This window comes from Catenulispora pinistramenti (assembly GCF_018274385.1).
Taxonomy (GTDB): domain Bacteria; phylum Actinomycetota; class Actinomycetes; order Streptomycetales; family Catenulisporaceae; genus Catenulispora; species Catenulispora pinistramenti.
Genome location: NZ_JAAFYZ010000090.1, coordinates 1 through 16,560 on the forward strand (window position 1 = coordinate 1; position 16,560 = coordinate 16,560).

15 protein-coding genes and 1 pseudogene are annotated in these 16,560 nt (G+C 70.2%); 9 read left to right on the forward strand and 7 right to left on the reverse strand.

Features of this window, described 5'->3' with window-relative positions; all coding sequences use genetic code 11:
- Positions 1-96: pseudogene (locus tag KGQ19_RS52920) on the forward strand (IS982 family transposase); the annotation flags it as partial.
- Positions 97-227: 131 nt separating this feature from the next.
- Positions 228-800, forward strand: coding sequence for a TlpA family protein disulfide reductase (locus KGQ19_RS24570; protein WP_212012098.1), 573 nt, complete (start codon positions 228-230; stop codon positions 798-800).
- 43 nt (positions 801-843) lie between these two features.
- Here KGQ19_RS24570 and KGQ19_RS24575 read toward each other — a convergent pair whose 3' ends face one another.
- Positions 844-1,692 carry an oxygenase MpaB family protein gene (locus tag KGQ19_RS24575; RefSeq protein ID WP_212012100.1) on the reverse strand — a complete coding sequence of 283 codons (849 nt, stop codon included), beginning with the start codon at positions 1,690-1,692 and terminating at the stop codon, positions 844-846.
- A gap of 192 nt (positions 1,693-1,884) precedes the next feature.
- On the opposite strand from KGQ19_RS24575, the gene KGQ19_RS24580 reads away from it, so the two are divergent.
- Together KGQ19_RS24580 and KGQ19_RS24585 are read left to right on the forward strand one after the other, a co-directional pair.
- Positions 1,885-2,640, forward strand: coding sequence for a ricin-type beta-trefoil lectin domain protein (locus KGQ19_RS24580; RefSeq protein WP_212012102.1), 756 nt, complete (start codon positions 1,885-1,887; stop codon positions 2,638-2,640).
- Between the two features lie 53 nt (positions 2,641-2,693).
- Positions 2,694-3,890 (forward strand): beta-propeller fold lactonase family protein, encoded by a 1,197-nt coding sequence (locus tag KGQ19_RS24585; RefSeq protein ID WP_212012104.1) that lies wholly within the window; start codon positions 2,694-2,696, stop codon positions 3,888-3,890.
- A gap of 521 nt (positions 3,891-4,411) precedes the next feature.
- On the opposite strand, the gene KGQ19_RS24590 is transcribed toward KGQ19_RS24585, so the two are convergent.
- The gene (locus KGQ19_RS24590; protein WP_212012106.1) at positions 4,412-5,623 is read right to left on the reverse strand and encodes a cytochrome P450; all 1,212 of its coding nucleotides are present in this window, start codon (positions 5,621-5,623) and stop codon (positions 4,412-4,414) included.
- Between the two features lie 107 nt (positions 5,624-5,730).
- Here KGQ19_RS24590 and KGQ19_RS24595 point away from each other — a divergent pair, with 107 nt between their 5' ends.
- Both KGQ19_RS24595 and ppk2 read left to right on the forward strand, forming a co-directional pair.
- Complete coding sequence (locus tag KGQ19_RS24595) at positions 5,731-6,237, forward strand: hypothetical protein (protein WP_212012108.1); 507 nt, start codon at positions 5,731-5,733, stop codon at positions 6,235-6,237.
- A gap of 153 nt (positions 6,238-6,390) precedes the next feature.
- Positions 6,391-7,311, forward strand: a complete 921-nt coding sequence (ppk2, locus tag KGQ19_RS24600; RefSeq protein WP_230419344.1) for a polyphosphate kinase 2 — start codon at positions 6,391-6,393, stop codon at positions 7,309-7,311.
- Positions 7,312-7,339: 28 nt separating this feature from the next.
- Here the strand turns inward: ppk2 and KGQ19_RS24605 are convergent, their stop codons facing one another.
- Entirely contained in the window at positions 7,340-8,143 is an 804-nt protein-coding gene (locus tag KGQ19_RS24605; protein ID WP_212012110.1) for an SGNH/GDSL hydrolase family protein, read from the reverse strand.
- A gap of 111 nt (positions 8,144-8,254) precedes the next feature.
- On the opposite strand from KGQ19_RS24605, the gene KGQ19_RS24610 reads away from it, so the two are divergent.
- Genes KGQ19_RS24610 through KGQ19_RS24620 form a run of 3 tightly spaced genes read left to right on the forward strand, consistent with a single transcriptional unit; the run spans position 8,255 to position 10,901 of the window.
- On the forward strand, positions 8,255-8,929 hold the full coding sequence (locus KGQ19_RS24610) for a response regulator (RefSeq protein WP_212012112.1): 675 nt from the start codon (positions 8,255-8,257) through the stop codon (positions 8,927-8,929).
- Between the two features lie 41 nt (positions 8,930-8,970).
- Complete coding sequence (locus tag KGQ19_RS24615) at positions 8,971-10,401, forward strand: ATP-binding protein (RefSeq protein WP_212012114.1); 1,431 nt, start codon at positions 8,971-8,973, stop codon at positions 10,399-10,401.
- The gene (locus KGQ19_RS24620; protein WP_212012115.1) at positions 10,398-10,901 is read left to right on the forward strand and encodes a GerMN domain-containing protein; all 504 of its coding nucleotides are present in this window, start codon (positions 10,398-10,400) and stop codon (positions 10,899-10,901) included. The genes KGQ19_RS24615 and KGQ19_RS24620 overlap by 4 nt, the downstream gene beginning before the upstream one ends.
- On the opposite strand, the gene KGQ19_RS24625 is transcribed toward KGQ19_RS24620, so the two are convergent.
- The 4 genes from KGQ19_RS24625 to KGQ19_RS24640 all read right to left on the reverse strand — a co-directional run bounded on the left by KGQ19_RS24625 (position 10,885) and on the right by KGQ19_RS24640 (position 16,484).
- Positions 10,885-12,255, reverse strand: coding sequence for an acyltransferase family protein (locus KGQ19_RS24625; protein WP_368862156.1), 1,371 nt, complete (start codon positions 12,253-12,255; stop codon positions 10,885-10,887). The genes KGQ19_RS24620 and KGQ19_RS24625 overlap by 17 nt on opposite strands.
- A gap of 156 nt (positions 12,256-12,411) precedes the next feature.
- Positions 12,412-13,908: an MFS transporter gene (locus KGQ19_RS24630; RefSeq protein ID WP_212012119.1), complete on the reverse strand. Its 1,497-nt coding sequence runs from the start codon at positions 13,906-13,908 to the stop codon at positions 12,412-12,414.
- Positions 13,909-14,029: 121 nt separating this feature from the next.
- Positions 14,030-14,689, reverse strand: a complete 660-nt coding sequence (locus KGQ19_RS24635) for an alpha/beta hydrolase (RefSeq protein ID WP_438801875.1) — start codon at positions 14,687-14,689, stop codon at positions 14,030-14,032.
- A 355-nt stretch (positions 14,690-15,044) separates the two neighbouring features.
- A complete protein-coding gene (locus KGQ19_RS24640) occupies positions 15,045-16,484 on the reverse strand; it encodes a hypothetical protein (RefSeq protein ID WP_212012129.1) in 1,440 nt (479 codons plus the stop codon).
- Positions 16,485-16,560: the final 76 nt, after the last annotated feature.

A 16,560-nucleotide genomic window follows, 5' to 3' on the forward strand; every position in this document is an offset into this window, starting at 1 on the left:
ATCGGCCAGCGCCTGCTGGCCATGGCCGCCGCGATCTGGCACAACACCAAGACCGGCGCGGCAAGCAAGCGATCATTGATCGCCTACGACCACTGACCAGCCAAGCGATCGGACTCAATCATCTAGCGGGGCGAAAACCGCGTCGCCACTCATATAGGTGGGGTCGGGCTATAGGTGGGGGCGGGCCCCGACGAAACGGTCCGATCGCCGCATGCGAGACTTCCCCCATGCCACGCCGCATGAACCCCCTCCGCAGGTACACCGCCGTGGCCTCGGTTGCCGCCCTGGCCTTCACCCTGGCCGCCTGCGGCTCGGGAAAGAAAAATGCCGACAATCTCGGATCTATCAGCGCCATCCCGGCAAAGGACCGCAAACCCTTCCCTGAGCTTTCCGGCACCACCCTCGACGGCACCAAGCTCGACCTGAGCGCGTACAAGGGCAAGGTCGTCGTGATGAACCTCTGGGCGTCGTGGTGCGACGCCTGCCAGGCCGAGTCCCGGTACCTGGAAAGCACCTACGAGGCCTACAAGGACAAGGGCGTGCAGTTCGTGGGCATCGACGCCCGCGACAACGCCGGCCAGGGCCAGGCGTTCGTCAAGGACCAGCAGATCACCTACCCGAGCCTGGTCGACGGCGACGACGGGAGCCTGCTGACCAAGCTGGTCGGCATCACCTCGCTGGCCGCGCTGCCGTCCACGCTCATCATCGACAAGAACGGCGACCTGGCCTGGCGTGCGCTGCGGGGGATCGACTCCTCCGAGCTGTCGGCGGCGCTCGCCCCGGTGGTCGCAGAGAGCTGAGACGCGGAGCTGGGATGCGGAGCTGGGGAGCTGGGGCGCTGCTCTACTCAGGGCTCTGCGGTCCCAGCTCCTCCATCCGATAGCCGTTCGGGTAGCTCGGCGCCGTGCCGAGCGTGAGGTAGGGCTCGGTACGCGGCGCCTTCCACGCCTCAGCCGTGGCGCGCACCCGAATCAGGGCACCGACAAGCATCCGGACCGGCAGCGCCGGAGTCGGCGCCCCGACGGCCTTGCGCAGCGACGGCGTCAGCAGCGTGTCGGCGACCGGCCCGGCCAGGGCCTTGAGCCGGCCGGGCAGCCGGCCGGCGAACAGCCCGCGGGTGGCCGTCATCAGCGCTTCGGCGGCGGCGGTGGGCGCGAAATGCTCGGCCTCGTAGGCGTCGAGCAGCCGCTCGAACCCGGCGTAGTCGGCCGGGATGTCGGTGACGTGCAGCAACGCGCCCAGCCGCCGGTAGAACTCGACGGTCGCGGCGCGCTCGTGGCAGCACATCGGCCGCCACCCGGTCTGTTCTATCCATCGGGTCGGCACCACGACGAACGTGGCCAGCACGTACCGGTAGTCCTCGGCGCGGATGTCGAAGCGGCGGTGGATCTGGTTCAGCCGCCGGACCCCCACCCGGCCCCGCTCCGATTCCAGCCCGTGCGTGATCAGCTCGTACATCAGCAACCCGGTGTCGTCCGCGCGCTTGCGCGTCCGCTCGGTCATCTCCCCGGTCGAGTACAGCAACTCGGCGATGGCCGGGATCCCGAACGTCCGGTAGAACGCCAGATTCAGCCCGAGCAACGTCTCCCAGCCGAACTCGTACTGCACGACCGTCCGGTAGATCTCCTCGTGGTCCTCGACCGGATCCAGGGTGCGGAGATGCCTCAGGCGGGCCAGATCGCGGTTGCGCATGGCACTCGACCCTAGTAGCTGGCCGGAACACCGGCGCCTCCAACGAATGCCAAGTCTTACGGATTGCGAAAGGCCCGCCACCGAACGGCCCGGTCAGCCCCATCGCGTGGCAACGTCGGTCGAGCGCCGCGCCGGGGTGAGGCACCCTCCGGCGCGGTGTGACCGATGCGATGTCCAGGAGGGGGCGGGGCGATGTCCGAAGGCTCGAACACGACCGGTGGCGTGCGGCCGGTGCGGGTTCCGCGGGCGGTGCGATGCGGCCGGGGGAGTGGTGCGGCGGTGTCGAGCGCGGTGTCGAGCGCGGTGCTGGTCGCCGTGATCGTCGCGGGGGCCGCGGCGTGTTCGAGCGGTGCGGGAAGCGCCGGGGCGAGTGCGGCGGCCGGGCCTTCGCTGACGACGACCGGCACCGTGACCGGCACGACGACCATCGCCGAGCCGGTGCCCGCTTCGTCCGCCGGTGCCCCGTCGTCGAACGCGCCGGCAGCGCCTGCCGCGCCTGCCACTCCCGCCGTACCGAGTAAGAGCCCGCATTCGGCGGCCACACCGCCGCCTCATCCCTCCCCGTCGCTGTCGATGGGTCCGGCGGCCCTATTCGAGAACACGCACAGCGGGCAGTGCCTGGGCCGTACATCCGACGCCCCGGGCACGCCGGTGAGCACAGCCGCATGCGGCACCGCGGCGAGCCTGGGCTGGAGCATCGCCTCCGACGGCACGATCCGCGTCGGCGGCCTGTGCATGGACGCGACGGGCACCCAAGGGGGCGCCTTGGTGCAGCTCGCCGCGTGCGGGACCGACCCCGGGACCGACCCCGGGGAACAGTTCGTCTTCAGCGACGGCGAACTGGTCGGCACCCGCGCTGCCAAGTGCGTCGACGACGAGTTCAAGGGGACCCAAGTCCGCCTGCAGCGGTGCGACGCCAGCACCGCGCAGATCTGGCGACACCTGTGAGACGTCCGGACAGCGCGTCTGGATGGAACCATCAACAAGGAGTGCAATCCACCATGAGTAAGAGCTTCCGTCGCACGAGCCTGTCCGTGGCCGCCGTCGCCACCGGTTGCGCCGCCATCGCGGTGACCGCCGTCCCGGCGAATGCCGCGACCACGACCACGACCACGACCACGACCGCGACTGCGGCCACCGCTGGCGCGGCCACCTCCGCGGACAACGGGTACGGCTCCCACGCCGTCTTCGTGCAGACCGACAACACCGCCGGCAACCAGGTGGTCTCCTACCAGCGCGCCGCCGACGGCACCCTCAAGCTGGCCCACACCTACGCCACCGGCGGTCTGGGCGGCGTCCTCACCGGTAGCGCGGTCGACCACACCGCCTCGCAGGGTGCGCTCACCTATGACGCCGAGCACCACCTGCTCTACGCGGTGAACGCGGGCAGCAACACGGTCTCGGTGTTCGCGGTGCACGGCACCGCGCTGACGCTGGAGCAGGTCGTCTCCTCCGGCGGCACGTTCCCGGTCAGCGTCGCCGTGCACCGGGACGTCGTCTACGTGCTCAACGCCGCCGACGGTGCGAGTGTCCAGGGCTACCGCGTGTCCCACGGCCGCCTGCAACTCCGGACGGACTGGAACCGCCCGCTCGGCCTCGACGCGACCGGCACGCCGCAGTTCACCCACACCCCGGGCCAGGTCGGCTTCACCGGCGACGGCCGGCAGCTGGTGGTGACCACCAAGGCCGCGAGCAACGACGTGCTCGTCTACCGCCTCGGCCACGACGGCGCCCCGGCGCAGTCCCCGACCGTGAACTCCTTCCCCGGCACCGTGCCCTTCGCCTTCGTGAACACCGGACGCGACCAGATCGCCCTCGTCCAGGCCGGCACCAACTCGGTCCTGACCTACCGGGTCGGCGCCGACGGCACCCTGACCCAGCAGTCCGCCTACGCCACCGGCCAGGCCGCCACCTGCTGGATCGCCCGTGCCGGCGACCTGCTGTTCGCCTCCAACGCCGGCAGCGCCACCGAGACGGGCCTGCGCCTCGGCACGCACGACGCCCTGACGGGCCTCGGCACCACCAAGACGGACATGGGCACCGTCGACGCCGCGGCCGCCGGCCACAACCTCTACGTCCAGACCGGCGCCACCGGCATAGTGGACGAGTACTCGATCGCTCCCAACGGCACCCTGACGGCCATCGGCTCGGTCACCGTGGCCGGCGCGGCCGGCGGCGAGGGCATCGCAGCGAACTGATGCGGTAGCCGACAGCCGCGAATCTCCGGCACCCGATACCTGATAACCGACACCCATCACCCACGCCCCGGCCGTCACCCGACGGCCGGGGCGTGGGTGAATCCCCAGCTGATCCGGGTAGTTCCCCGCCGCTCACCTGGTGCCAGTCACCTACTATCAGCAATAGTACTGACCCGTAGCGCTGATGAGAGCCACCTCACATTCGAACGCCCTAGCGACAGGGTTCTCCCTCCTGCGAGGATCGCGCCACGCGATCATGAGAGCCCTCGTGTCGCGTCAGCGAGCGGCGTCGGGCGCTGCTCGTTCCTTCACATCGATGGGGAACGGTGGAAGCGCGTGCGCTCATGGGCAGGACATCTCGTGCTTCGTGCCATGAACGGCTGGGCCGTCATCGGTTTCTGACTCCTCCACGAGCGGTGTCCATGCAGAACGAGTGGGGACTCGTTCGTAGGTGGGCATCGGATGGGTCAGGAAGTGCAGGGCCGCCCTTCCGGGCGGCCCTGCACGTTTTCGCTCGCCTTTCACCAGGCGACCGGCAGCGCGATCATCGAGTCGACGATCTCCCCACCGCTGAACTCCAGCTCATCGCGGGCGACGGCCATCCGCAGCGTCGGCAGGCGCCGGAGCAGCATTTCGAGCCCGATGGTCAACTCGGCCTTCGCCAAGGGCGCGCCCAGGCAGTAGTGCGGGCCGCCGCCGAAGATCAGGGTCGGCGGTGCGTCCCGGTCGAAGCGGATGGTGTCCGGGTCCGGGTAGGCCTCGGGATCGCGCAGGGCGCCGTTGTGGGGCAGCGCGATCGTCTGCCCGGCCCTGACGGTGCCGGAGGGGAGTTCGACGTCTGCGACCGCCCGGCGTAGCAGGGTGCTGTTACTCAGGCCGGTGAAGCGCAGCAGCTCTTCGACCGCGGCCGGTAGCAGGTCCGGATGGTCGAGCAGCTGCGTCCACAGCGTGCGGTCGCCGTCGAGCAGTTCGGCCAGGGCGCGGCTCAGGGCGGTCGCCGTGGTCTCGTTGCCGGCCGCGATCAGACCGGTCGCCAGCGTCAGCAGTTCCTGCTCGGTCAGCTTGTCCGCGCCGTCCCGGGCCGCGATCAGGTCGTCGATCAGGTCCTCGCCGGGCTCGGCGCGCTTGGCGGCGATCAGCTCGGCCATGTACGCCAAGAACGCGCCGATCTCCGCCCCGACCTGCTCCGGCGTCATCCGCGCGCCGGCGGCGAAGGCGTTGGACCAGACGCGGAACCGCAGCGCGTCGTGTTCGGGCACGCCGAGCAGCCGGCAGATGATCCGCACCGGGAGCGCGAAACAGTAGCCCGCGACCAGATCGGCCGGCGGTCCCGCCTTCTCCAGATCGTCGATCAACTCGTTCGCGACCTGCCGGATCACCGGCTTCCAGCGCTCGGCCCGGCGCGGCGTGAAGGCGCTGGCGACGATGCGGCGCAGCCGCAGGTGGTCCGCGCCGTCCTTGTTGAGCACGATGTCAGGGTCCTGAAGAAAGCTCGGCTCGGCGGTCATCCGCGGCGCGTCGGGCCCGGTCAGGTCGTGCGAGAGCAGCGGCTCGGCCATCGCCGCGGCCACGTCCCGGTAGGTCAGCAACAGGATCGCCGGATCGCCGCTGGGCAGCCGCACCTGCCCGAAGGGGCAGCTCGCCCGCCGCTCGGCGTATTCGGCCGGGGGAGTGAGCGAGTGGCTGGGGAACGGAAGGGCCGGCAGGTCGGGAACGCGGTCGGTGTCAGTCATGCCTGCGACCTTTCGGATGAGGGGTCTGGACGCGCACCATGGATCCGTGCCACAGCCTTCTTGGGACTCACCGTAATCAGAACACTGCTATATGCAAGAGAGGCCTGATGAACACCGCGAATGTCGTCTCCTACCCCGGCGTGGCAGGCCCCCTGCCACAGCCGCACGTCCGCGCCTGGCTCGTCGGCTCCGCCACAGCCGTGGGCGCACTCATTCCCTTGGCCGCGGCGCTCGTTCCCGTGGTCACGCTCCAGTCCCCGCCGACGACCTCGACGGTGCAGCCCGGAGACGTGCCCCCCGCCACGCCGCCGGTCGCGCCGGTGTTCCGGGCCGCACCGCGCGTCACGCTGCTGTCCCACGACGGCGTCGCGGCCCTCGGCCTCGCCGCGATCCCGCTGGTGGTGGCGCTCGGGGTGGGACTGTTGCTGTGGCACGCCGTCCGTCGCGGCTCGCGACCGGCAGCTCTGGCGGCCTGGACGCTCGCGATCGCGCTGACGGCGGCCGGCGTTGTCGGCTTCGTCACGTTTCTGATCGGTTTGGTGGTGATCCCCGTGGGCGTCTTCTTGATCGTCGCCTGCGCGCAGCCGGCCTCGGTGCCACGGGAGTTAGCGTAATGTTCGACGTATGGTCGATCATCTGGCGAACGCGTTCGGGATATTGCCGCTGTGAGTGCAGAACCGACTGACCCGCCGTCCACAGACACCTATGCCAGCCCCAACCCCGCCTCCGACGAACTGGATCGCGAGCTCGATCGCGAGCGCGCCTGGCTGCTCGCCGACGTGAGCGAGACCGGCGGCCTGCGTATCGAGCAGGCCGATGACGACGATCCGATCCTGATCGGCCCCGACGGCGTGCCGATCGACACCTGGCGCCAGGACTACCCGTACCGCGAGCGCCTGGATCGCATGCAGTACGAGCACGACAAGCGGCTGTTGCAGATAGAACTGCTGAAGCTGCAGAACTGGATCAAGGAGACCGGCGGTCGGCTGGTGATCCTGTTCGAGGGACGGGACGCGGCCGGTAAGGGCGGCACCATCAAGCGCTTCATCGAGCACCTGAACCCGCGCGGCGCGAGGGTCGTCGCCTTGGAGAAGCCCACCGAGCGCGAACGCACCCAGTGGTACTTCCAGCGCTACGTGACCCACCTGCCGGCCGCCGGCGAGATCGTGATGTTCGACCGCTCCTGGTACAACCGCGCCGGCGTCGAGCGGGTCATGGGCTTCTGCGACCCGGCCGAGTACCTGGAGTTCATGCGCCAGGCCCCGGAATTCGAGCGGATGCTGGTGCGCGACGGCATGACGCTGGTGAAGTTCTGGTTCTCCGTCTCCCAGGCCGAGCAGCGCACCAGGTTCCTGATCCGGCAGGTGGACCCGGTCCGCCAGTGGAAGCTGAGCCCGATGGACCTCGCCTCCCTGGAACGCTGGCAGCAGTACACGGACGCGAAGGAGGCGATGTTCTTCTACACCGACACCGCCGACGCGCCCTGGACCGTGGTCAAGAGCAACGACAAGAAGCGCGCCCGCCTCGCGGCGATGCAGCACGTCCTGTCGCTGTTCCCGTACGCCGATAAGGACCCTGAGATCGCCCGGGTCCCCGACCCCCAGGTCCTCGGCTCGGCCGCCCTCCTCACCGAACGCGGCACCGAGGCCGATCGGCAGCGCGTCCTGCCCCGCCTGTCCGGCAACTGAAGCGGCGCGGTTTGCTGGTCTCGCCGGATCAGCAGCCGTGGAAGTCAGGGCTCGCGGACCAGCCGGCGTTGGCCCAGGCTTGCGCCGGCGCCGGGTTGAACCCCGCGAACTGTCCGTGCAGCTGGTCCAGGAGCCAGTTGGTGAAGCGTGCGGCGCTTTGCGGGCAGGTGTGGACGCCGTCGCTGCTGCGGTCGGGCTTGCCGTCCCGGTCCTGCTGGTAGGACGGACCCCACACGGCGGCGGCGTCGAGCACGGCCGCTTGGTTCCGAGCGCCTGCGGCCACCGCCTGCGCGGCGGCCTTGGTGCGCGCGAGGTCGGCCATGTGCGGCTGGTAGAAGTCGTCGGCCTTGATCGGCGGCATGGTGACGAAGAGCAGCTTGGCGCCGTTCGCGGTGGCCGTGGCGAGCAGCTTCTGGTAGGCGGCCTGTTGGTCTTGCTGGCTGCCCCAGTCGTAGCTGGCTATTTGGTAGACGAGCACGCTCGGTTTGGCCGAGGCGATCTGCCCCGGGAGCGTCTGCCAGTTGTTGTCGCTGGCCGGGCCGAGCACGTTCCCGCCGCCGTCGGCGGCGATCGACTGGAACTGGACGTGGCTCGCCTTGAACGCGGCGGCCAGGGGCAGTGACTCCTGGACGGCGATGGAGTCGCCGAGGAAGAGCACCTTGGCCAGTCCGCCGTTGGGGCCGTTGCCGCTGTTCGTGCTGTTCGCGCCGTTTGCTGTAGCCGCCACAGCCGCGCCGCCGGAGGCATTGGAGGTGCCGGACCGGGCGGAGCAGGCGGCGGCGAGCAGGGCGACGCCGGCCAGGCCGAGCGTGAGGTTTCGTGTCTTGGTCATGACGGCAACGTTCGTCCGGCCGTGTCCGAGCGCCTGCCCGGTTGTGTCGCGGTTGTGTCGTAGGAACCCGCTCGGCCCGGCGTGGAAGCCCAGGTCGCCGATACTGGACGGGTGGAGGCGATTTTGATCATCGAGGACGATCCGCGACTTCGGCGGGGCCTGGAGCTGGCGCTGAGCCGGCTCGGCTATGCCGTGGGGGCCGCGGGCACGGGGGAGGAGGGCCTGCTCCGGCTCCAGGAATCCAAGCCGGACCTGGTCGTGCTCGACGTGATCCTGCCCGGCATCGACGGATTCGAGGTGTGCCGCCGGATCCGGGCCGCCGGCACGACACCGGTGATCATGCTGACGGCGCGCGGGGACGACTTCGACGTCGTCGCCGGGCTTGAGGCGGGCGCGGACGACTACGTGGTCAAGCCCGCGCGGCCGAGCGTGCTGGACGCGCGCATCCGGGCCGTCCTGCGGCGGATGCCCGGTGCGGACGGGGACGTGCGCGAGTTCGGTGAACTGCGCATCGACACGTCCGGCCTCACCGTGGCGCTGCGTGGCGGGCAGGTACCGCTCACGCCCACCGAGATGCGGCTGCTGCTCACGATCTCGCGGGCACCGGGCCGCGTGTTCAGCCGCCAACAGCTGCTTGAGCAGGTCTGGGAGCACGACTACCTCGGGGACTCGCGGCTGGTCGACAACTGCGTACAGCGGCTTCGCGCGAAGATCGAGGCTGATGCGGCGAACCCGGTGTACGTGCAGACGGTGCGGGGGTTCGGCTACCGGTTCGGGCCGGTATGACCGCCCGGCTGGCGTGGCCGCGTGGGTTGCGAGCACGAAGCGTGTGGCCGCGTGGGTCGCGAGGACGCCGTGCGTGGCCGCGTGGGCTGCGCGCCCGGCTGCTGGTCGCCTTCGTGCTGGTGACCGTGTTCGGCGCGGCGGCGGCGGCCTGGTCCAGTGCCCGATCGGCGAGTACCGCGCTGGCCGCCGGCGCCGAGCGACAGTTCGTGGAGACCGTCACGAACCAGATCACCGCGAACGCCGCCGGACTCACCTACCCGCCGGGCCAGTCCACCCTGGATCAGCTCGCCTCGGCGGTCGGCGCGGACACCACGGTGACCTACCAGAACCTGCGCTCCACGACCGGCCCCGACTCTGACCTGATCACCGACGCCATCCGGGCCGCGGTACAGCATGGCGACTCCCTGTTCGTGCAGCGGATCGCCGCTCAGGGGCGGCCATGGTTGATCGTCGGAACACCCGTCGTGATCACCTCTACGACGGGGACGCGCACCCCGTCCGGCATCCAGGTCTACGCCGTGCGGGATCTGACCAGTGTCCAGCGCCAGATCCACAGCCTCACCAGGTCTGAGGCGATCACCACCGGGCTGGCGCTCCCCCTGGCGGTGCTGCTGGCGCTGGTGGCGGCCGGCAGCGTGCTGCGTCCGGTGCGGCGCCTGCGCGATACCGCACGCCGCTTGTCGGCGGGCGACCTCGACGCGCGCGCGGTACCGCGGGGCGCGGACGAGCTGGCCGATCTCACCGTCACGCTCAACGAGATGGCCGAGTCGGTGCAGACCTCGATGGCGGCGATGCGTCGGATGCAGGACGACGCGCGGCGGTTCGCCGCCGACGCCTCGCACGAGTTGCGGACCCCGCTCAGCACGCTCACGGCGGTGATGGAGGTGCTCGCGGCCGCGAGCCAGGAGATGGACGGCGACGCGCGGGAGTCGGCGCAGTTGGCGATCGCCGAGACCCATCGGCTGGTACAGCTCGCGGAGGACCTTATGGAGGTCTCGCGGTTCGACGCCGGGACCGCCCGATTGCGGACAGAGGACGTCGAGGTCGGCGGCGCCGTGCGCGACTGCCTGCGCACTCGGGCGTGGACCGACCAGGTGGAGCTTTCGGCGCCGGGGGAGATCTGGTCGCGCTGCGACCGGCGCCGACTGGACGTCATCGTCGCCAACCTGGTCGGCAACGCATTGCGCCATGGCGCGCCGCCGGTGCGAGTGAGCGTGTCCGGTGCGCCCGAGCAGGTGTGGATCGAGGTGACGGACAGCGGCCCGGGCCTGCCCGAGCAGGTGTTGCCGCACGTATTCGACCGCTTCTATAAGGCGGACGAAGCGCGTAGCCGCGCCCCGGGCAGCGGGTTGGGGCTCGCGATCGCGCTGGAGAACACGCTTCTGCACGGCGGTGAGCTCACCGCCGGCAACGCGAGCGGTGGCGGTGCGCGCTTCGTGGTGCGCCTGCCGCGCGGTAGGGAGGACACATGAGGCGGGCGCGGTGGGCGATGGTGGCGGCGCTTGCGGTGGTCCTCGCGCTGGTCGCCGGCTGCGGCGTCACCCCGACCGGGGTGCGCGCGGCAGGCCAGGCGCCGGGTGGGGTCGCCCCGGGGCCGACTCTGTACTTCGTCGACTCAGACCGGCACCTCCAGCCGCAGGTGCGCCCGACTGAGCAACTGGGCACCATCGCCGAGGCGCTTTCGCTGCTGCTCGCCGGTCCCCCCGCGGACGCCGATCTGCACAGTGAGATCTGGGGAGTGGGAACCGTCCAGGTCACGGTGACCATGGCTCCCGGGGTGATCCGACTCATGGCGCCGTTGGCCTCCACGGATGTGACCGCCTTCGGTATCGAGCAGATCGTGTGCACGGCGCTGGGTGTCGACGTGCAACGCGGCGGGGCGAGGTCCACCAAGGTCCAGATCGTGTTCACGCAGCCGACCCCCGAGTCGGACACGCTGCGGACCTGCCCGCTGATCAGCCCAGCCGGGTGATGTCGATCGCGGGCGTTGCCGGTGCGGGCAGCGCCCACCACAGCACCGCCATCCCAACCATCAGAACGACGAACGCCACCAGCCCACCGCGCCCCCGCGCCCACCCGGCACGAAACCGGATCGGATCCTCGACCAGGTACTTCGACGCCGCGGCCGACCCGATCGAGACAGCACACACCACCGCGATCCACGTCCACCCGGCGACATGGAGACGCTGCGGGGACAGGAACACGAAGACGGGCCAGTGCCACAGGTACAGGCTGTAGGAGATCTGCCCGACCCAACGCAGCGGCAACCAGCCCAGGACCCGCGCGACCACCGACCCCGGCACCTGCACACAAAGCCCGATCAGCAACGCGGCCGCCAACGAGTGCCCGAACAGGCCTCCGACATACAACCAGTGCGAGCCCGTCCCATCGGCGACGGACCAGGCCACTGCGATACCCACCACCAGCACGCCCGCCACCGCACCGCCACGCCGCCCGACAACGCGGCCCAGCGCCTCGCGGACCGGCCGGGTCGCCACGAGGGCGCCCAGCAGCAACGAGAAGGCACGCGTGTCGGTGCCGGTGTAGACGCGCGTCGGGTCGTTCGGGTCGACGAGGGCGATCATCAGGACCAGTGACAGGAGCGAGATCACCAGTGCACTCGCCGCGACCCAGGACTCCACTCGCCGCTCTATCTGCCGCTCGACAGGCTGCTCGTCGCTCTGCTCGACCCGCCGCTTGTCCTGCCGCTCGACTCGCTGATCGTTGCTCTGCTCGACCCGCTTGTCCCGCAGCTCGACTTGCCGCTCGCCCTGCCGCTTTGCCCGCAGCCCCGTCCGCCGCGCCCACCCGGCCATCAGCAGCACGACCACCGGCCACACCACATAGAACTGCTCCTCAACCGCGATGCTCCACAGGTGTTCGAACACCCGCGGCGCATCGTGGGAATCCCAGTAGCTGGCCGACTCGGCAAGCAGGTGCCAGTTGACCAGGTCGGCCTGCGTCCAAGGCCCGTCCGAAAGCGTCGAGCGCACCAGATCCGGCGCCCCGAACCCCCAGACCACCACCGTCACCACCACCAGCATCACCGCCAAGGCCGGCACCAACCGCCGAATCCGCCGCCCCCAGAACCCCACCAGCGAAACAGATCCGCTGCCACCAACCTCCCGCAGCAACAGATCGGTGATGAGATACCCCGACAGCGCGAAGAACAGGTCCACCCCCAGAAACCCCCCACCGAGATGCCCGGTGTGAAACAGCAGCACCCCGAGAATCGCCACCCCCCGCAGCCCGTCCAACGCGGGCAGATGCCGTCTCCCGCGCACCGAGGACGCTGGACTGGCAGGTTTCAGCTGGACTGTCGTCATCATGCCGCCGACTGTCCAGCGCCCCCGTCGGCACCCCGTCCCCGTCATGTCGCAGCCGTGTCGTAGCGCGTTTCCCGCAGGGGCTTGCCGCAGTCGGCCACAATGCGTGGGCGGCGCTCTTGCCTACATGATCTCGGCCGAGGACTCGGTGCCGGCTCAGCTTTCCTTCGAGTCCGCCCCCGGAAGGAACCGCAGCGTCAGCAACGCCCCCGCCAACGCGACGCCCGCGCCGATCCAGGCGGCGGTCTGGGTCCCGTCCAGGAACGAGGCGCGCGCGACCGCGGCGAAGTCGGCTCCGACCGGTCCGCCGACCCGGTCCGCGGCGTCGATCGCTCCGCTGACCGACTCGGTCGCGACCTTTCGCAGCTCGGCCGGGAGTGCCTGGGCGGCCGAGGTCAGGCCGGAGGCGAACCCGGCCGCGTAGACGCTTCCCATGACCGCGACGCCGAGGGTGCCGCCCAGCTCGATCGAGGTCTCGTCGACGGCTGCCGCCGAGCCCGCCTGGTCCGCCGACACCGAACTCATGATGGACTCGCTGGCGGCGATGCCCGCCGCGACCAGGCCCAGCGTCAGCACCCCGAGGCCGGTCAAGACCAGCGTCTCGTTGTTCCGCCAGCCGACCGTGGAGAACACGGACATGCCCAGTGCCGTGACCACCAGGCCGCCGGCGACGACGTCGCGCGTCCCGAAGCGGTGGACGAGCGGTTCGGCGGACACCGCGGCGACGCCGGCGGCGACCGCCATCGGCGTCAGCCGCAGCGCCGAGCCGACCGGGCTGTGGCCCTGGACCGTCTGCATGTAGAGCGTCAGCAGGAACGCGGTACCCATGAGTGCGAAGTAGGCGATCGTCACCGCCATGCTCGCCGCCCAGAACCGCGGATTGTGGAACAGGGTCAGATCGAGCATCGGATACCGCGTCCGGCGTTCCCACCACAGGAACACGACGAACCCGACCACGCCGCCGCCGAACGTCCCCAGCGTCGCCGCGCTGGTCCACCCCGCGTGCGGAGCCTGGATCACCGAATAGACCAGCGCCGTCGTCGACGCCGCGCCCAGCACCATGCCCAGCGGGTCCAGCGGACGCCGGCCGGCCGCGCGCGATTCCGGCACCACCAGCACGATGGCCGACAGCGCCAGGGCGACGAGCGGCACGTTCATCCAGAACAACGCCGGCCAGCCCCAGGCCTCCACAAGGACCCCGCCGGCGATCGGCCCGAGCATGACGCCCGCGCTGACCACGCCGGTCCAGACCGCCATCGCCCTGACCATCTCCTCGGGCGGGAAGACGTTCCGGACGATCGACAGCGTGGACGGCATGATCATCGCCCCGGCCGCACCCGATACCGCGCGTACCCCGATGAGCTGCCACGGCGCGTGGCACAGCGCGCCGAGTGCCGAAGCGGCGGCGAACAGGAGCAGTCCGGCCACGAGCACCCGTCGGCGGCCGAAGCGATCGGCGAGCGAGCCCGCCGTGATCATGAGGGCGGCCAGGGCGAGGACGTACGCCTCGGTGATCCACTGGAGCTGGCTGGTCGTCGCCCGCATCGCCACGCCGATGCTCGGCAGGCCGATGTTGAGCGCCAGCGTGCCGATGTTGACCGTACACAGCGCGACGCTCAAAGCCATGAGAATGTGCCAGCGCCGCGGGTGCATGTGCCCATTGTCGATCAAGGACGGCGACTGTGCGGGCGCGACTCGCCACGACCTGGCGCCGTCACCACGACCTGGACCCGTCACCACGACCTGGCGCCGTCCCACGACCCGGCAACCGGCGTCACTGAACCGGACGACGCCAGCCCGCGTCCAGAAAAGCCACGATCGCGGGCGTCTGCGCGCCGACGAAATCCACGTTGTGGTCGCCCCGTTCCATCCGTAGCTCCACATCGCCCGCGCAGTGACAGGAGCGCAACCGGCCGGCGAAGTCGGCGGCCTGCCCGGCGATCAACGGCTCGGACTCGTTCTTCGACTCGATCAGCAGGAACCGGCGGCCCGAGGCGGCCCGAACCATGGCGTCCGGCGTGTTGGCGGCGATCGCCGCGCGATGCTTGGCGAACATGCCGGACGTGTCGTCGACACGGAAGTAGCCCGACACCGAGACCACCTGACCGAACAGATCAGGATGCCGCAGGCCGAGATTCATCGCCCCATAGCCCCCTATCGAGAAGCCCCCGATCGCGCGCATCCCCGCCGACCGCGGGGTCGGCCCCTCGACCGCCGGGAGGATCCTCCGGATCAGCGACGACTCGACGAGCGTCCGCCCGTCAACGGAGTCGGCCCACTCGGTGTCGGAGTGCGCCGTGCTGTTGCCGTCCGGAACCGCGACGATGAACGGCGCCGCACCGCGCTCGAATGCGGTATCCAGCATGGGAGCCATCCAGCGCATCAACGCCGCGGGATGTCCCGGATAGCCGTGCAGCATGTACAGAACCGGCAACGCCGAAGTCGCGGTCACACCGGGACGGTAGACATAGACATCACGCGACCGGGGGCCGGCATCGGCCGACGAGACGTGGAGTACTTCCACAGTGCCCTTATCCACCGCGGTGCGAGCCCGTGGCACTGGAGCCCGCACGGGACGAACATCACCCGAAGCCACTGCGCCCATGGCCAGCGACAAAGCGGTGACGGTTCCGAACGCAGCCAGAAGCGCGCTGCGGCGCATACCAGGATGCATGGCAGGGCGCCCCTTTCAGCAGGTTCGGGGCCCCTGCCCCATGTGCTCGGCACAAAGCTACCCCGCCATATCGGCGGATATGACCGTGATTCACTCGGTCAGCCTCATGCCGTGCTCAGTGCCGCAAAAGGACCAGCGTGAGGGAGTACGCCGGCAGTGTCTTGGGAACCGTCCCGTGCGTCACGGTGATGCCGTGTGTGGCCGCGCTGTAGGTCAGGATGGTGGCTTCGGACCCCGCGTGGAATCCGGCGACGTGCAGGTCCACCGAGGCCGCGTGGTCGGGGTCGTTGTTGGCCAGCAGCACGTCGAGTTCCGAGCCGGGCAGCAGCGCGGCGTGCGCCACGACGGCTCCGCCCGCGGTGGCGGTCACGAGCTTGGCGCCGGGGCGGGCCAGCGCGCCGAGAAGCTGCATGCCGTAGTAGGGGTCGAACTTGGTGTCCGCCTTGGGGCCCTGGGACTTGCCGTCGCCGCTGACGTTGCCGGAGGCGAGAAGCCCGAGGTCGCCGTAGCCGCCCTCGGCGTTCCCGCCCCACTTGTTGTACAGGGCCCACCAGTCGACCTCGCTGGCGCCGTTCTCCAGCATGGCCAGGACGGCCTCGGGCAGGTAGAGGGCATTGGTGGGGCTGATCTGCTGCGGTGCCTGCTGGTAGAAGGAGTTGGTCTCCCCGATGTCGACCTTCAGCTTGGGGTTGTAGGACGCGACGAGGGAGCTCAGGTTCGACATGCCCTTGGGGATCGCGTTCTGCGGTGAGGCGAGCAGCGCGGCGTCGGTCTGGGCGCCGGTGTAGTAGTGGACGTCGACGAAGTCCGCCGCCGATCCGGCCACCTGGAGCACCGTCTTGTCCCAGTCCAGCATCGGCGTCCCGGGGATCGGGGCGGCCAGTTCCAGCCCCACCCGGATGCCGGGATCGGCGGCCTTCATCGCCTTGATGAAGGCGAGCGAGTTCGTCGCGTAGGCCTGCGCCGACTTGTCCGCGTGGCCGTCGGGCTCGGTGTTCAGACCGGCGCCGAGCGCGCCGTTGAAGTACGTCTCCTCGCCGATGGCCCATTCCTGGACGCCGTAGTGGCGGACCTTGTTGGCGTAGCGAACCCAGTCGGCGGCCTCCTGCGGCGTACCGGTGCCGTAGTTGACGTGGACCAGCATCTTGCTGTCGGTCGCCCGCGCGGTCGCGGCGAACTGGTCGAAGCTGAACTGCGGCTTGAGGTCCTCATAGTCCAGGCCCTGGGCATCGTGCACGGCGGCCTGGGGGTCGGGGCTGAGCTGGCCGGTGCGCCAGTGGTACAGGTCGCTGACCCCGCCGCCGTCGAAGGCCAGGGTCTGGATTCCGGCGTCGCGGATCAGCCGGTCGGCCGGCCGGTCGAGCAGGCCGGGGTTCCAGATCGCGGTGTTGACGCCGACCGCTCCGTCGTTCAACCGGGTGATGACGTGGTCCGCGTTCACGGTCACGGGGACGGCCGGAGCCGGTGCCGGTGCCGGGCTGGGGGATCCGCCGAACAGGCCCGTGGTCCCGACCAGCATGGAGGACAGCGCTGCGGCGTAGGTGCTTTTCAACATGGGCCGAGTGTGCTGCGGGCCACTGGCAGTCAGCTGTCGGCGGCCACCAGGCCGGCCTGCCAGCGGTCTGCCAGTG

Excerpts from the sequence above, each read along its gene's own strand:
- KGQ19_RS24570 (WP_212012098.1), top strand. The coding sequence starts at position 228 with ATGCCACGCCGCATGAACCCCCTCCGCAGGTACACCGCCGTGGCCTCG.
- KGQ19_RS24575 (WP_212012100.1), bottom strand. The coding sequence starts at position 1,692 with ATGCGCAACCGCGATCTGGCCCGCCTGAGGCATCTCCGCACCCTGGAT.
- KGQ19_RS24580 (WP_212012102.1), top strand. The coding sequence starts at position 1,885 with ATGTCCGAAGGCTCGAACACGACCGGTGGCGTGCGGCCGGTGCGGGTT.
- KGQ19_RS24585 (WP_212012104.1), top strand. The coding sequence starts at position 2,694 with ATGAGTAAGAGCTTCCGTCGCACGAGCCTGTCCGTGGCCGCCGTCGCC.
- KGQ19_RS24590 (WP_212012106.1), bottom strand. The coding sequence starts at position 5,623 with ATGACTGACACCGACCGCGTTCCCGACCTGCCGGCCCTTCCGTTCCCC.
- KGQ19_RS24595 (WP_212012108.1), top strand. The coding sequence starts at position 5,731 with ATGAACACCGCGAATGTCGTCTCCTACCCCGGCGTGGCAGGCCCCCTG.
- KGQ19_RS24605 (WP_212012110.1), bottom strand. The coding sequence starts at position 8,143 with ATGACCAAGACACGAAACCTCACGCTCGGCCTGGCCGGCGTCGCCCTG.
- KGQ19_RS24620 (WP_212012115.1), top strand. The coding sequence starts at position 10,398 with ATGAGGCGGGCGCGGTGGGCGATGGTGGCGGCGCTTGCGGTGGTCCTC.
- KGQ19_RS24625 (WP_368862156.1), bottom strand. The coding sequence starts at position 12,255 with ATGACGACAGTCCAGCTGAAACCTGCCAGTCCAGCGTCCTCGGTGCGC.
- KGQ19_RS24630 (WP_212012119.1), bottom strand. The coding sequence starts at position 13,908 with ATGCACCCGCGGCGCTGGCACATTCTCATGGCTTTGAGCGTCGCGCTG.
- KGQ19_RS24640 (WP_212012129.1), bottom strand. The coding sequence starts at position 16,484 with ATGTTGAAAAGCACCTACGCCGCAGCGCTGTCCTCCATGCTGGTCGGG.